The sequence below is a fragment of the Aliishimia ponticola genome (assembly GCF_004803475.1).
Classification (GTDB): domain Bacteria; phylum Pseudomonadota; class Alphaproteobacteria; order Rhodobacterales; family Rhodobacteraceae; genus Aliishimia; species Aliishimia ponticola.
The window spans coordinates 587,159-600,901 of record NZ_SRKY01000001.1 but is presented as its reverse complement, the minus strand read 5'-3'; the positions used below and the strand labels follow the sequence as shown (position 1 = coordinate 600,901).

General features: G+C 61.7%; 13 protein-coding genes. 11 read left to right on the top strand and 2 right to left on the bottom strand.

Annotation, left to right across the window (positions count from 1 at the left end):
- Positions 1–40 precede the first annotated feature (40 nt).
- Positions 41–1,138, top strand: coding sequence for a PQQ-dependent sugar dehydrogenase (locus E4Z66_RS02910; protein WP_136461428.1), 1,098 nt, complete (start codon positions 41–43; stop codon positions 1,136–1,138).
- A 129-nt stretch (positions 1,139–1,267) separates the two neighbouring features.
- Here the strand turns inward: E4Z66_RS02910 and E4Z66_RS02905 are convergent, their stop codons facing one another.
- Positions 1,268–2,272 carry a GlxA family transcriptional regulator gene (locus E4Z66_RS02905; protein WP_136461427.1) on the bottom strand — a complete coding sequence of 335 codons (1,005 nt, stop codon included), beginning with the start codon at positions 2,270–2,272 and terminating at the stop codon, positions 1,268–1,270.
- 173 nt (positions 2,273–2,445) lie between these two features.
- Here E4Z66_RS02905 and E4Z66_RS02900 point away from each other — a divergent pair, with 173 nt between their 5' ends.
- Positions 2,446–3,816 carry a class II 3-deoxy-7-phosphoheptulonate synthase gene (locus tag E4Z66_RS02900; RefSeq protein ID WP_136461426.1) on the top strand — a complete coding sequence of 457 codons (1,371 nt, stop codon included), beginning with the start codon at positions 2,446–2,448 and terminating at the stop codon, positions 3,814–3,816.
- A gap of 92 nt (positions 3,817–3,908) precedes the next feature.
- Here E4Z66_RS02900 and E4Z66_RS02895 read toward each other — a convergent pair whose 3' ends face one another.
- Positions 3,909–4,646 (bottom strand): PAS domain-containing protein, encoded by a 738-nt coding sequence (locus E4Z66_RS02895; protein WP_136461425.1) that lies wholly within the window; start codon positions 4,644–4,646, stop codon positions 3,909–3,911.
- A gap of 280 nt (positions 4,647–4,926) precedes the next feature.
- On the opposite strand from E4Z66_RS02895, the gene E4Z66_RS02890 reads away from it, so the two are divergent.
- The 9 genes from E4Z66_RS02890 (at position 4,927) to pstA (ending at position 13,737) form a co-directional block, all read left to right on the top strand.
- Positions 4,927–5,805, top strand: a complete 879-nt coding sequence (locus E4Z66_RS02890; RefSeq protein ID WP_246035859.1) for a YicC/YloC family endoribonuclease — start codon at positions 4,927–4,929, stop codon at positions 5,803–5,805.
- A gap of 3 nt (positions 5,806–5,808) precedes the next feature.
- Complete coding sequence (gene gmk / locus E4Z66_RS02885; protein WP_136461423.1) at positions 5,809–6,450, top strand: guanylate kinase; 642 nt, start codon at positions 5,809–5,811, stop codon at positions 6,448–6,450.
- Positions 6,447–6,968, top strand: coding sequence for a gamma carbonic anhydrase family protein (locus tag E4Z66_RS02880; RefSeq protein WP_136461422.1), 522 nt, complete (start codon positions 6,447–6,449; stop codon positions 6,966–6,968). The genes gmk and E4Z66_RS02880 overlap by 4 nt, the downstream gene beginning before the upstream one ends.
- A 2-nt stretch (positions 6,969–6,970) precedes the next feature.
- On the top strand, positions 6,971–7,294 hold the full coding sequence (locus E4Z66_RS02875; protein WP_136461421.1) for a hypothetical protein: 324 nt from the start codon (positions 6,971–6,973) through the stop codon (positions 7,292–7,294).
- Positions 7,291–8,481, top strand: a complete 1,191-nt coding sequence (locus E4Z66_RS02870; protein WP_246035857.1) for a trans-sulfuration enzyme family protein — start codon at positions 7,291–7,293, stop codon at positions 8,479–8,481. Before E4Z66_RS02875 ends, E4Z66_RS02870 begins: the two co-directional genes overlap by 4 nt.
- 3 nt (positions 8,482–8,484) lie before the next feature.
- Entirely contained in the window at positions 8,485–9,531 is a 1,047-nt protein-coding gene (locus tag E4Z66_RS02865) for a sensor histidine kinase (protein ID WP_136461420.1), read from the top strand.
- Between the two features lie 262 nt (positions 9,532–9,793).
- Positions 9,794–10,834: a substrate-binding domain-containing protein gene (locus E4Z66_RS02860; protein ID WP_136461419.1), complete on the top strand. Its 1,041-nt coding sequence runs from the start codon at positions 9,794–9,796 to the stop codon at positions 10,832–10,834.
- Between the two features lie 96 nt (positions 10,835–10,930).
- Positions 10,931–12,403, top strand: a complete 1,473-nt coding sequence (gene pstC, locus E4Z66_RS02855) for a phosphate ABC transporter permease subunit PstC (RefSeq protein ID WP_136461418.1) — start codon at positions 10,931–10,933, stop codon at positions 12,401–12,403.
- Positions 12,400–13,737 (top strand): phosphate ABC transporter permease PstA, encoded by a 1,338-nt coding sequence (gene pstA, locus E4Z66_RS02850; RefSeq protein ID WP_136461417.1) that lies wholly within the window; start codon positions 12,400–12,402, stop codon positions 13,735–13,737. The genes pstC and pstA overlap by 4 nt, the downstream gene beginning before the upstream one ends.
- Positions 13,738–13,743 lie beyond the last annotated feature (6 nt).

Below are 13,743 nucleotides of genomic sequence, written 5' to 3'. Positions count from 1 at the left end.
GGCCATGGATTACGTGGGGTCAACAGAAAGGATGGTGCATATGCTTTTTGCAAGGACAAGACGGCTTTGGGCGGCATGTCTGATCGCCGCAGGGCTCGCCGCAGGACTGGCGTCCGGGGCCGCGGCCTGGCAGATCGAACCTATCGCGCAGGGCTTTGACACCCCATGGGCGGTAGAGCAGTTGCCAGAGGGCGGATACCTTGTAACCGAACGGGATGGGCGCCTTCTCTATGTCGATGGTGCGACCCGGCACGCGATCTCTGGCGTGCCGCGTGTGGCTGCACGCGGGCAGGGCGGGCTATTGGATGTGACGCTGCCGCGAGATTTCGAAACATCGCGCGAGGTTCTGCTGACCTATTCCAAACCGCAACGCGGGGGCGGGGCCGGCACGGCGCTCGCCGTCGGGGAACTCAGCGCCGACAACAAGCGCCTCTTGCGCGTCCGCGACCTTTTCGAATCCGTCCCCGCAAGCAAGGGCGGGCGTCATTTCGGCTCTCGCGTGGTCGAAGCGGCGGATGGCACGCTCTTTGTCACCATGGGCGATCGCGGCGACGGGGAAACGGCACAAGACCGCACAACCCATAACGGATCAATCCTCCGCATCAGTCGCGACGGATCGATCCCAGACGACAACCCGTTCATCGGCCAAAACAACATCCGGCCGGAGATATGGTCCTACGGCCACCGCAATCCGCAAGGGGCGGGGCTGGATGCGCAGGGCACGCTCTGGACCGCCGAACATGGCGCGCGCGGCGGGGATGAGGTCAACCGCATCGTCAAAGGCAGCAATTACGGCTGGCCCGTGATCTCCTACGGACGGCACTACAGCGGCGCAAAGATCGGCGAAGGCACGGCGAAACCGGGAATGTCGCAACCGGAATTCTACTGGGATCCTTCCATCGCCCCCTCCGGCCTGCTCGTGCACTCCGGCACCAACGCGCCGGATTGGAAAGGCAATATCTTCGTCGGCTCCCTGAAATTCGACTACATCGCCCGGCTCGGCGGCGCGCCCCTTGCTGAACTCGAGCAGATCAAAACCGAAGAAACCCTGCGCGTGCGCGACCTGATCGAAACGCCGGACGGATCGATCCTCTTCCTCTCGGTCAGCCAGGGCACGCTCTACCGCCTTGCACCCTGACCCGCGCGCCTGGCTTCGCTTGTTCCAAAATACTTCGGGGGTCCGGGGGCAGCGCCCCCGGCGGATCGGATCACGCAGTGATCCGAGACAATGGAACACCTAAATAGCGCAGCCCACCGCCAGCGGCGCTCAGATCGACAGCCGTGCCGATTGACTGCCACGTTCGCGGTACGGCGTGGTGTTGTAATGGGCGCGATAGCATTTTGAAAAATGCGACGGGCTGGCAAAACCGCAGGCCAAGGCCACGTTGATCACGCTCATATCGGTCTGCATCAGCAGGTTGCGCGCCTTTTGCAGGCGCAGCTCCATGTAATACCGCTTGGGCGAACGGTTAAGATAACGCCGGAAAAGCCGCTCCAACTGCCGCGTCGACATGCCGACATCCTTGGCCAGAACCGAGGGGCTGATCGGCTCTTCGATATTGGCCTCCATCATCTGGATGACCTGGCTCAATTTCGGATGGCGCACACCGATGCGGGTTGGCACCGACAGGCGCTGCGTGTCCTGATCGGTCCGGATCGAGGCATAGATCTGCTGATCGGCCACCGCATTGGCGACCTCTTCACCGTGATCTTCCGCGATGATTTTCAGCATCAGATCGATCGAGGATGTGCCCCCCGCCGTGGTCATCCTTGTGCCATCCACCACGAATACCGATTTCGTCAGCGCCACCTCATCGAATTCCTCGGCGAAGGCGTCCTGATTTTCCCAGTGGATCGTGGCGCGTTTGCCGTCCAGAAGGCCGGCCTTGGCCATCGTGTAGGCCCCGGTACACAGGCCCGCCACCGGAATCCCGCGCCGTGCCTCGCGCCGCAACCAGTTAAGCAGCTTCTTGGTGGAATGGGTCTGCACATCGATACCGCCGCACAGAACCAGCGTGTCATCGCGATCCAACTCGCCCAGGCTGTCATCCAGTCTGAAACTGGTCCCGGCAGAGCAGGTGATCTCCTCGCCGCCGTCGCCGATCAGCGCCCAGTCGTAAACCGGTTTGCCCACCACGCGATTGGCGATGCGCAAACATTCCAGCGCCGCCGCGAAACTCAGCAAGGTAAACTCCGGCATCAGAACGAAGACGAACCGCTTCGGGGCGTTTTCGGCCATCGTCTGGTTTCTGGTGGCGCGCTGTATCGGCATGGGCGTCTCGTGATCGATATCGCGGGGTGGTTCCGCTTGAGGGACAAGGTTAATTCATGGCCTATTCGCGTCGTCAAGAGGCGCATTTCGTCTATGGTCACTGAACTGCCCCGGCGCTATAAAAGACGCCGCAACGCGGCACCATGCGCCGCACGAGCCCGGGAGCAAGAAAAATGAGCGATTGGAGCAAAGACAACTGGCGCAGCAAACCGCGCGTTCAGATGCCTGATTATACCGATCCGGAGGCACTGCGTGCCGTGGAACACCAGCTTGCGAAATATCCGCCGCTGGTCTTTGCGGGCGAGGCGCGCAAGCTCAAGGCCGATCTGGCCGCGGCCAGCCGGGGCGAGGCATTTTTGCTGCAAGGTGGCGATTGCGCCGAAAGCTTTGAACAGTTCAGCGCCGACGCGATCCGCGACACGTTCAAGGTCATGCTGCAAATGGCGATGGTGTTGACCTATGGCGCCAAGGTTCCGGTGATCAAGGTGGGCCGCATGGCAGGGCAATTCGCCAAGCCACGCAGCGCACCGACGGAAACCGTGGGCGGCGTGGAACTGCCAAGCTATCGCGGCGACATCATCAACGAATTGGCCTTCACAACCGAGGCGCGGATCCCCGATCCGACCAAGATGTTGCAGGCCTATACGCAAGCTGCGGCGACGCTGAACCTGCTGCGCGCGTTTTCGACCGGCGGTTTCGCGGATATGCACCGGGTCCATAGCTGGACGCTGGGCTATACCGATGCGGAAGAAATGCAGCGCTATTCGGAAATCGCGAACCGCATTCAGGACAGTATCGATTTCATGGCCGCGGCCGGGATCGATGGCGGGACAACGCATGAATTTTCGACCGTGGATTTCTATACCAGCCATGAAAGTCTGCTGCTGGAATATGAAGAGGCGCTGACGCGGCTCGATTCGACCTCTGGCAAATGGCTCGCGGGGTCTGGCCACATGATCTGGATCGGTGACCGCACGCGGCAGCCGGACGGCGCGCATGTGGAATTCGCACGCGGCGTTCAGAACCCGATTGGGCTGAAATGCGGCCCGACGACCACGGCGGATGACCTCAAAGTGCTGATGTCCAAGCTGAACCCGGAAAACGAGGCAGGGCGTCTGACGCTGATCGCGCGTTTCGGGGCAGGCAGCGTGGGCGAACATTTGCCGCGTCTGATCAAGGCGGTTCGCGAGGAAGGTGCCAATGTCGTCTGGTCCTGCGATCCGATGCACGGCAACACGATCAAATCCTCCACCGGTTACAAGACCCGGCCCTTCGACAGCGTTCTGCGCGAAGTGCGCGAGTTCTTCGGTGTGCATGAGGCCGAGGGCACCATCCCCGGCGGTGTGCATTTCGAGATGACCGGTCTGGATGTGACCGAATGCACCGGCGGCGTGCGTGCCGTGACCGATGAGGATCTGTCGCACCGCTATCACACTGCCTGCGATCCGCGTCTGAATGCGTCGCAGTCGCTGGAACTGGCCTTCCTCGTGGCCGAGGAACTGACTCGCTTCCGTGAAACGCGCCGGGATCGTGCCGCGTCCTGAGCCGGTTATAAACGTGTGTAAAAATGAAAACGGCGGCCATCGGGGCCGCCGTTTCACGTTGAGGGGCAAGCGCCCCTCTGCTGCATATCAGGTTACTTCACAACGCGCAGATAGGGCACGCCGGGGATTGGCTGATCAAAGCGGGCCGCGTCCTCTTCTGCAACGGCCGGGCTTGTCACCGGCGCCTCCGCAAAGTCGCGACGCTGCTCGGTTGCACGGAAATCATCCGGGCGCAGTTGCTTGAGCGTGCTGGGCGGCGGCGTCTCGCGGCCCACGATCTTTTCAAGCTGAATATCGGTCACGTTGAAGCGGCGCGGCACGCGGCCAAGATCGCCATCGGTGACGAACCCGCCAAGAATACGGCTGGTGTCGCCAAGGTCACTGCGCACCGGCAGAAGAATCATGCGGGCGTTCAGGGCAGGGCGGCCAAAGCCGGTTTCGGCGTTCAGCGTGACGGTGGCTGTTGCGGGTGTCTCGAAGACCTCTTCCAGTGCTTCGCCAAAGCGCTGCCGCGAATCCGCGGTCAGGAACGAGGAAATCGGCATCCCGCGCACTTCCATGCCCATCAGATCGCCCAGATGAGAGCCCGCGACGCGCAGCCGCGCCAAACCGGGGGCAATCCGTTCAAGGACAAAGCAAAATTCCAGTGCGCCTTTCAGCCCACGCGGATCGATTTCAGAGCGCAGCGGCATGACACGCCCCCCACGCAGAGCATTCCAGTAGCCCTCGATCTGCCCAAGCGGGGCAAAGCGAATGCGCGACTGACGTTCATTCATATCCACAACCGGATCCTTGCCGCTCGGCTCTTTCTTGTCTCCAAACCAATCCATCTCTTCCGCTCACCCATCTTGGTTCAAGACATCTGCACTCGATAGCCCACCCGCAGGCAGAGGTCTCTGATCTTCGTTTACAAAACATTAATAGCACGGGCGTGCCCAATTTTGGTCAAATTCTTGCCGAACGGTTAACGCATTCGGCCAATCGGTGGCGTCGGGGCTGTGCAAACGGGCAGTTATTCGGGTTTTCGCAACCATTCTGAGGGGTTGCAGCCCGCGCCTGATTGCGCCATGCCGTAATGGCATCAAATCTGGGGCCGAAATGATCCATTCTATGACAGGTTATGCCTCCGGGCAGGGGGCTGCGGAAGGGTATCGTTGGAGTTGGGAGTTACGTTCTGTTAACGGTCGCGGCCTTGATCTGCGGCTGCGTGCGCCCGATTGGATCGACGGTCTGGAAGCCGCGCTGCGCGCACATCTTACCAAGGCGGTCACGCGGGGAAATGTGACGTTGAGCCTGCGGGTCCAGCGCGAAACCGGTGAGACAGCCGTGCGCCTCAACACCGCGCTTGTCGATCAACTGCTCGCCGCGATGCAGGATGTCGAAGCCCGTGCCAAGGCTACGGGCGTAACGCTGACGCCGCCGACATCGGCGGATATTGTCGGGCTGCGCGGCGTTCTGGACAGTGGATCGGAATCGGATGACACCTCGGCGCTGAAGGCAGCCCTGATGGCGGAATTCGCGCCCTTGGTTGACGATTTCAACGCGATGCGGGCCAGCGAAGGCGCGGCGCTGCGGCATGTTCTGGCGCGGCAACTGCATGAGGTCGCCGAACTGGTGGGCAAGGCGTCGGCGCTTCTGGATACGCGGCAGGCGGATATCGATGCGCAGTTCCGGCGCAACATGGCGCGCATCCTGCAGGACACCGAAAATCTGGACGAAGGCCGGGTGGCGCAGGAATTGGCCGTGCTGGCGGTCAAGACCGACATTACCGAGGAAATCGACCGGCTGCGCGCCCATGTGGCGGCGGCGCTGGAATTGCTGGAAACCGGCGGCGCGGTCGGGCGCAAGCTGGATTTCCTGATGCAGGAATTCAACCGCGAGGCCAATACGCTGTGCTCCAAGGCGCAGATGAGCGCGTTGACCGAATTGGGGCTGGCGCTGAAAGTCGTGGTCGACCAGATGCGCGAACAAGTTCAGAACGTGGAGTAACCGATGCAGAACCGGCGCGGGCTTTTGATCATCCTGTCCTCCCCTTCGGGCGCGGGCAAATCGACGCTGGCCACGCGGCTGCGCAACTGGGATCCGGATATCATATTTTCCGTCTCTGCGACCACGCGCGCACCGCGCCCTGGCGAACAGGACGGGCGCGAGTATCACTTCGTCGATGAAGCGCAGTTCAAACATATGGTGACCGAAGGCGACATGCTGGAGCACGCGCATGTGTTCGGCAATTTCTACGGCTCGCCGCGCGGCCCGGTGCAGGACGCCATCGAAAGCGGCAAGGACGTGCTGTTCGATATCGATTGGCAGGGCGCGCAACAGATCAGCAACTCGGCCCTCGCGCCGCATGTGTTGTCGATCTTCCTGCTGCCGCCCTCCATCACCGAACTGCACCGCCGTCTGGTCAGCCGCGCACAGGACAGCGAAAGCACCATCGAACGGCGCATGTCCAAAAGCTGGGACGAGATCAGCCATTGGGACGCCTATAATTACGTGCTGGTGAATGACGATCTGGACACGACGGAAACCCAGTTGCGCACCATCATAGAAGCGACACGTCTGCGCCGTATACAGCAACCCGACCTCACGGCGCATGTGCGGGAACTGCAATCTCAATTCGAGGATTTGCCATGACACTCTATGCTTTGGGCGACAAACAGCCGACCTGCCATGCGGATACCTGGGTCGCACCGGATTCGAACCTGATCGGCGATGTGGTGCTGGCAGAGGCCGCCTCCGTCTGGTTCGGATCGACCCTGCGCGGCGATAACGAAACGATCGCCATCGGTGCGGGATCGAATGTGCAGGAAAACTGCGTGTTCCATACCGATATGGGCTTTCCGCTGACCATCGGCACCAATTGCACCATTGGCCACAAGGTCATGCTGCATGGCTGCACAATCGGAAGCAACACGCTGATCGGTATGGGCGCGACGATCCTGAACGGCGCCAAGATCGGCGATAATTGCTTGATCGGCGCGGGCGCCTTGATCACCGAGGGCAAGGAAATCCCCGATGGCAGCCTTGTGATGGGCGCGCCGGGTAAAGTGGTGCGGCAATTGGATGATAACGCCATTTCCGCGCTGGAGATTTCCGCGCTGCACTACCAAGATAACATGCGCCGGTTCCGCGACAACCTGCGAGAGCTTTGATCATGCCGCAAACCGAATTGCGTTACTCATCCGATCTTGCGCTGGACGGGGCCGAAATACTGACCCGGATCGAAGAGATCATATTGCAACACGACGGCGGGGCGGGGGCCTCCAAGGGGCGGGCCTATCCGGCGGCGGCGTTCACCCATACCCATCTGATGGCCACCGTGTCGCTGCTACCCAAGCCGCACCGGGATGATGCTTTCGTCGATGCGCTCAAAAACGATGTGTTCGCCTATCTCGCAGAGCTGCTGCCGCGTCCGTGCTGGCTGAGCGTGGATGTGAACTTCAGTGGCAATGGTTACCAAACGGAGTTTCTTGAATGACAGCCAATACGCGCGGCTCGCTGATGCGGCCCGATCCTTTGCCGGAAAGTGCCTCCCGGCCCGTGGTCACACCGCTTTCCCCGTCCGTGGTCTATGCGTCGGACACGCCGGACATGCTGGACAGCCAGTATGAGGGCGGGCTGTCTGGCTATACTTATAGCCGCGAAGGGCATCCCAATGCCGATGTGGTCGCCGCGCGGATCGACCGGATGGAAGGCGCGCCCAATCCCGGTGTCGTCACCGGGTCCGGCATGGCGGCGGTGTCTGCTGTGCTGATGGGGTGCCTGAGTTCGGGCGACCACGTTCTGGGCGGCAACCAGCTTTACGGGCGTTCGCTGCGGCTGATGTCCGAAGACCTGCCGCGCCTTGGCATCACCACCTCGCTGGCGGACCCGACGGATGTTGACGCCTTTGCCGCGGCAATCCGGCCCGAAACGCGGCTGATCCTGCTTGAAGCGGTTTCCAACCCGACGCTGCGGGTGGCCGATTTGAAGGGGATTGCGGCGCTGGCGAAAAAGCGGGGCATCCTGCTGGCCATCGACAACACATTTACCACGCCCGCCGCGCTGTCGCCTTACGAACTTGGCGCGGATTTCGTGATCCATTCCGTCACCAAGCTGTTGGCGGGGCATTCGGATGTGATGCTGGGATATGTTTCCGCCGCCGACCCGGCGATGGCAGAGCGTTTGCGCGTGTTTTCCGTCACCACCGGTATGGTGGGCAGCCCGTTCGATTGCTGGCTGGCCGAGCGCGGGATGCTCAGCTTCGATCTGCGCTTTGCGCGCGCGCAAGAGACGGCTGCCAAGCTTGCCGATCATCTGGCTGGCTTGCCCGGCGTGCAGCGCGTGATCTATCCGACACGCACGGATCACCCCGACCACGCCCGCGCGATGGATTTGCTAGGCGGGCAAGGCTGCAACATGCTGTCCTTCGAGGTCGCGCCCACCCGCGCCGCCGCCAATGCGCTGGCCCGTGCCGCCGAAGGGATCGCCTTTGCGCCGACCCTTGGCGATGTGGGCACGACGCTGTCGCATCCGGCGTCCTCGTCGCACCGCGCCTTGTCCGAGGCGGACCGCGCCGCGCTTGGCATGAGCGAGGGGTTCTTCCGTGTCTCTGTCGGGCTCGAAGATTCAGACGCCCTGTGCGAAACCTTTGCCAGCGCGGTTGCAGCCGCACACGGCGCATAACCCATGGAGGCGGCGGGATTCATCGAAGCGATGCCAATCCCGTGCCTGTTGATCGACAGGACGGAACGCATCTATGCCGCCAATGCCGAAGCTCTGACCCTGCTGGGTCAGGGCCTGATCGGGCGGAACTATATCGCCATGCTGCGCCAGCCGGGCCTTCTGGACGCAATCGAAGTCTGCCTCAAGGATCGGCGCCCGCGCAAAACCAATTACCTTTCCAATGATGGCGTGCAGGATACCAATTTCCGCGTGTCCTGCCGCTTTATCGACGGGGCAGGGGAACGGCAGGCGGGTGCGGTTCTGGTCGCCTTCGAGGACATAACCCATCTGGAACAGGCCGGGCAGATGCGCCGGGATTTCGTGGCCAATGTCAGTCACGAATTGCGCACGCCGCTGACCGCGCTGATGGGGTTCATCGAAACCCTGCGTGGCCCGGCGCGCGAAGACGCCAAGGCCCGGGACCGCTTCCTTGATATCATGGAGGGCGAGGCCAGCCGCATGAACCGTCTGGTCGGCGATTTGCTGTCGCTCAGCCGGGTCGAGGGCGAAGAGCGCGTCCGGCCCACAGAAGAAGTGTATCTCAAGGATGTGCTGACCTCGACCCTGCACAGCCTGCGTCCCGTCGCGGACGAGGCCGGCGTCACGCTGGAGCCGAATTTCGGCGAGGTGCCGATCAAGGTGACAGCCGATCTAGACCAGTTGATTCAGGTCTTCACCAACCTGGTGGAGAACGCGATCAAATATGGTGGCTCCGGCGGGCGGGTCACGCTGCAGATTTCCTATGTGCAGCGCGATCCGGCGCTACGCGGGCCGTCCGCACGGGTGAAGGTCATCGATTACGGACCGGGCATCGATCCGGTCCACCTGCCGCGCCTGACCGAACGGTTCTACCGCGCCGATAGCCATCGCAGCCGCGAATTGGGCGGAACGGGCCTGGGGCTTGCCATCGTCAAGCACATCATCAACCGCCACCGGGGCCGTCTGCGCGTCGAAAGCGAATTGGGCACCGGGTCCGTGTTCACGGTGATCCTGCCTTGTCACGAGCCCTGACGGAACGGAATCGGGGCGAGGGATTCGCCCCGTGAGTCGGGCCGAAGCGGCGAATATGGCCCATGTGATGCTTTACGTAAGGTTACCGGCGCCAGAAAAAATCCTGCAATCGCTGCGATTTTCAGCCCAGAAAGCTGAATCCACCGCCACTGTCATATAGCTGTTACAAACCTGTCACAAAAGCTCAATCAGCCGCGCCTAGATGAGGGCCGGAAGATCCTCATGGGGGGGATCAGAACACATCGAAATGACAGGAGACATCATGTCCTTTGTGAAATCCACAGCATCTGCACTCGCCATTGCTGCCGTATCCGCGACCGCAGCGGCTGCCCGTGACCAAGTGCAAGTCGCTGGCTCCTCCACCGTGCTGCCTTACGCTTCCATCGTTGCGGAAGCTTTTGGTGACAACACCGACTTCGCGACACCCGTTGTCGAATCCGGTGGGTCCTCCGCTGGCCTGAAACGCTTCTGCGAAGGCGTGGGCGAGAACACCATCGACGTGGCGAACTCTTCGCGCAAAATCCGCGAGAAAGAGATCAAAGCCTGCGCCGAAGCTGGTGTGACCGACATCATCGAAGTGCGCATCGGCTATGACGGGATCGTGTTCGCATCCCAGCAATCCGGCCCCGAATTTACCGCGTTCCAGCCCTCCGACATCTTCAACGCCATCGGCGCGAAGGTTCTGAAAGACGGCAAGATCGTTGAAAACAGCTACACCAACTGGTCCGATTTCAACGGCGACCTGCCCGATGCGGAAATCGCCATGTTCATCCCCGGCACCAAGCACGGCACACGCGAAGTCTTTGAAGACAAGGTTCTGCTGAAGGGCTGTGAAGACACCGGCGCGATGCAGGCCATGATGGACGCAGGCATGAGCGAAGATGATGCCGAAGACGCCTGCCTCGACGTGCGCCAAGACGGCAAATCCGTGGATATCGACGGCGACTACACCGAAACGCTGGCGCGAATCGACGCCAACACCAACGGTATCGGCGTGTTCGGTCTGGCGTTCTACGAGAACAACACAGACAAGCTGAAAGTCGCGACCATGGGCGGCGTCGTTCCTTCCACCGAATCCATCGCGACCGGCGAATACCCCGTGTCCCGCCCGCTGTTCTTCTACGTGAAGAAAGCGCATATCGGCGTGATCCCGGGCCTGAAGGAATATGCATCCTTCTTCGTGTCTGACGAAATCGCAGGCAGCGACGGCCCGCTGGCGCAATACGGTCTGGTATCCGACCCGGAACTGAGCGCGACGCAAGACGCCGTGGCCAGCGAGACCACGATGGGCGGCGGTTCCTGATCCGCGACCGGATCCAAAAGGTAACGGGAGCGGCGTCATGCGCCGCTCCTTTCGTCCCGAACGGGACTTTGGAATGTCACTCTGGGGGGTGGACCTATGCCGGTCTTCTGGCTCGCACTGATCGTACTGGCGATCGCAGCACTCGGATTTGCAGCAGGACGGTCGCGCGCCTTGAGCGCCGCCGGAGGCGACAGCCGGGGCCTGCATTCGCTGCCGACCTATTATGGCTGGAACGTCGCCCTCAAGGCGATGGTGCCCGCGTTCTTTTTGCTGCTGGCCTGGCTGCTGATCCAGCCGTTCTATGTCAATTCGGTTGTCTCGGGCATGATCCCCGACAGCGAAATCCGCGAGGGGTCGTCGCGCAGCCTGATGATGGCCGAGGTGCAGCGCACCGCCACTGGGCTGGACAATGCCATTGCCGAAGGGGTGATGGATGACGCCTTCGCCCGCGACCCTGACGCCGATATCGCGGACGTGACAGAGCGGCTGAAATCCTCTGGTCAGATCGTCACCTCCGAAATTACCCGCCCAATGCTACAGGCCGCGCAAGAGCTGCGCGTCAAAAGCGCGGCGGGCTACAGCATCATGTCCATCGCGGTGATTATCGCGGCGGTTGCCGGGGCGCTTTGGGGCATTCGCGAATCCCTGCCCGATTTCCGCGCCCGCAACGTGGTAGAGCAGGGCGTGCGTATGCTGCTGATCGCGGCGGCCTCCATCGCGATCCTGACCACGGTCGGAATTCTTCTGTCGCTGGTCTTTAACACGGTCGAGTTCTTCCGCCTGTATCCGGCGATGGACTTCTTCTTCGGCACGCAATGGGCGCCAAGCTTTTCGGGCCGCGGGGGCAGTTCGGAACTGGGCGTCCTGCCGCTGCTTTGGGGCACGCTCTATATCTCCATCGTTGCGCTGGCCGTGGCGGTTCCGATCGGGCTTTTCTCTGCCATCTACCTGTCGGAATATGCCTCGCCGCGGGTGCGGTCTGTTGCCAAGCCGCTGCTGGAAATCCTCGCCGGTATCCCGACCATCGTCTACGGCCTGTTCGCGCTACTGACGGTCGGTCCGCTGCTGGTGAGCGTGTTTGGCCGCGACGGGCTGAACTGGATGCAGTCGGGCACCGCCGTGATGACCGCTGGCCTCGTCATGGGGATCATGCTGATCCCCTTCGTCTCTTCGCTGTCCGATGACATCATCAACGCGGTGCCGCAGGCGATGCGCGACGGCTCTTACGGGCTTGGCGCGACGCAATCGGAAACCATCCGCCAGGTGGTCATTCCCGCCGCATTGCCGGGGATCGTGGGGGCGGTGCTGCTGGCCGCCTCGCGTGCCATCGGCGAGACCATGATCGTGGTTCTGGGCGCAGGGGCTGCGGCCCGGCTCAGCCTGAACCCGTTCGAAGCCATGACCACCGTGACGGCCAAGATCGTCAGCCAGCTTACCGGCGACGCCGATTTCGCCTCGCCCGAGGCGCTGGTCGCCTTTGCACTTGGCATGACGCTCTTCGTCATCACTTTGGCGCTCAATATCTTCGCCCTCTACATCGTGCGCAAATACCGGGAGCAATACGAATGACCGACGCAAGCATGGACGCCGCGGGCGCACCTGATGCGCCCAAGAAAAGCTCCCTGATGAAAACGGATGAGCACACCAAAAAGCGCAACCGGTCCGAAACATGGTTCCGCGCCTACGGGCTTGCCGCCATCGCAACCGGTCTGTTCTTCCTTATCGTTCTGGCGGTTTCTATCGTCTCGAACGGGCTGCCGGCCTTCACCCACACGGTGGTGGATGTCGAGATCAACATGACGCAGGACCAGTATGACGATGCGGAAAGCCAGCTTCTGAAAACATCGGCCTATGAAAAGGTGTTCATCGCCGCAATGGGCGCGCAACTGGCCGCCGGCGGGCTTGAGCTTGAGGTAGACAAGAAGGTTCTGCAGCGGATCGCGGGCAAAACCGGGTCAATCCTGCGGGAGTTCTACAAGGAAAACCCCGACAAAATCGGCACACCGGTCAGCTTCACCTTGCCCGCCGCAAGCCGGGTCGATCAGTACCTGAACGGGGCGCTGAAACGTGAAGATGTGCAGGACAGCCGTTTTCTGGAACGCGCCGACCTCGATATCGTGGATCAGCTGCACGAGGCGGGCATCATCAAAAGCGCGTTCAACTGGACATTTATCCAAGGCACGGATTCCGGCGTGGACAATCCGGGCGGGGCAGGGATCGGGGCGTCGGTCATCGGTTCGTTCTTCATGATGCTGGTGGTGTTGTTCCTGTCGCTGCCCATCGGCGTCGCGGCGTCGATCTATCTTGAGGAATTCGCGCCGCAAAACCGCTTTACCGACCTGATCGAGGTGAACATCTCAAACCTGGCGGCGGTGCCGTCCATCGTGTTCGGTATCCTTGGTCTGGCCGTTTTCATCCAGTTCATGCACCTGCCGCAATCGGCGCCGCTGGTGGGCGGGCTTGTGCTGACGCTGATGACGCTGCCCACGATCATCATTTCGACCCGCGCGTCGCTGAAGGCGGTGCCGCCGTCGATCCGAGATGCAGCGCTGGGGGTAGGGGCCTCCAAGATGCAGTCGGTATTCCACCACGTACTGCCGCTTGCCATGCCCGGCATCCTGACCGGCACGATCATCGGCCTTGCTCAGGCGCTTGGAGAGACCGCGCCGCTGCTGCTTATCGGCATGGTCGGCTTCGTCGCGCGCGGCTATCCCGACGGGTTCGTGAACGGGTTCATCGAACCGAACTCTGCCATGCCCGCGCAAATCTATACCTGGGCGGCACGCGCCGATGTATCCTTCTATGACAAGGCTTGGGGCGGTATCATCATCCTGCTCGTGTTCCTGCTGACGATGAACACGATCGCAATCATTCTTCGGCGCCGCTTCGAACGCCGCTGGTAAACCGGG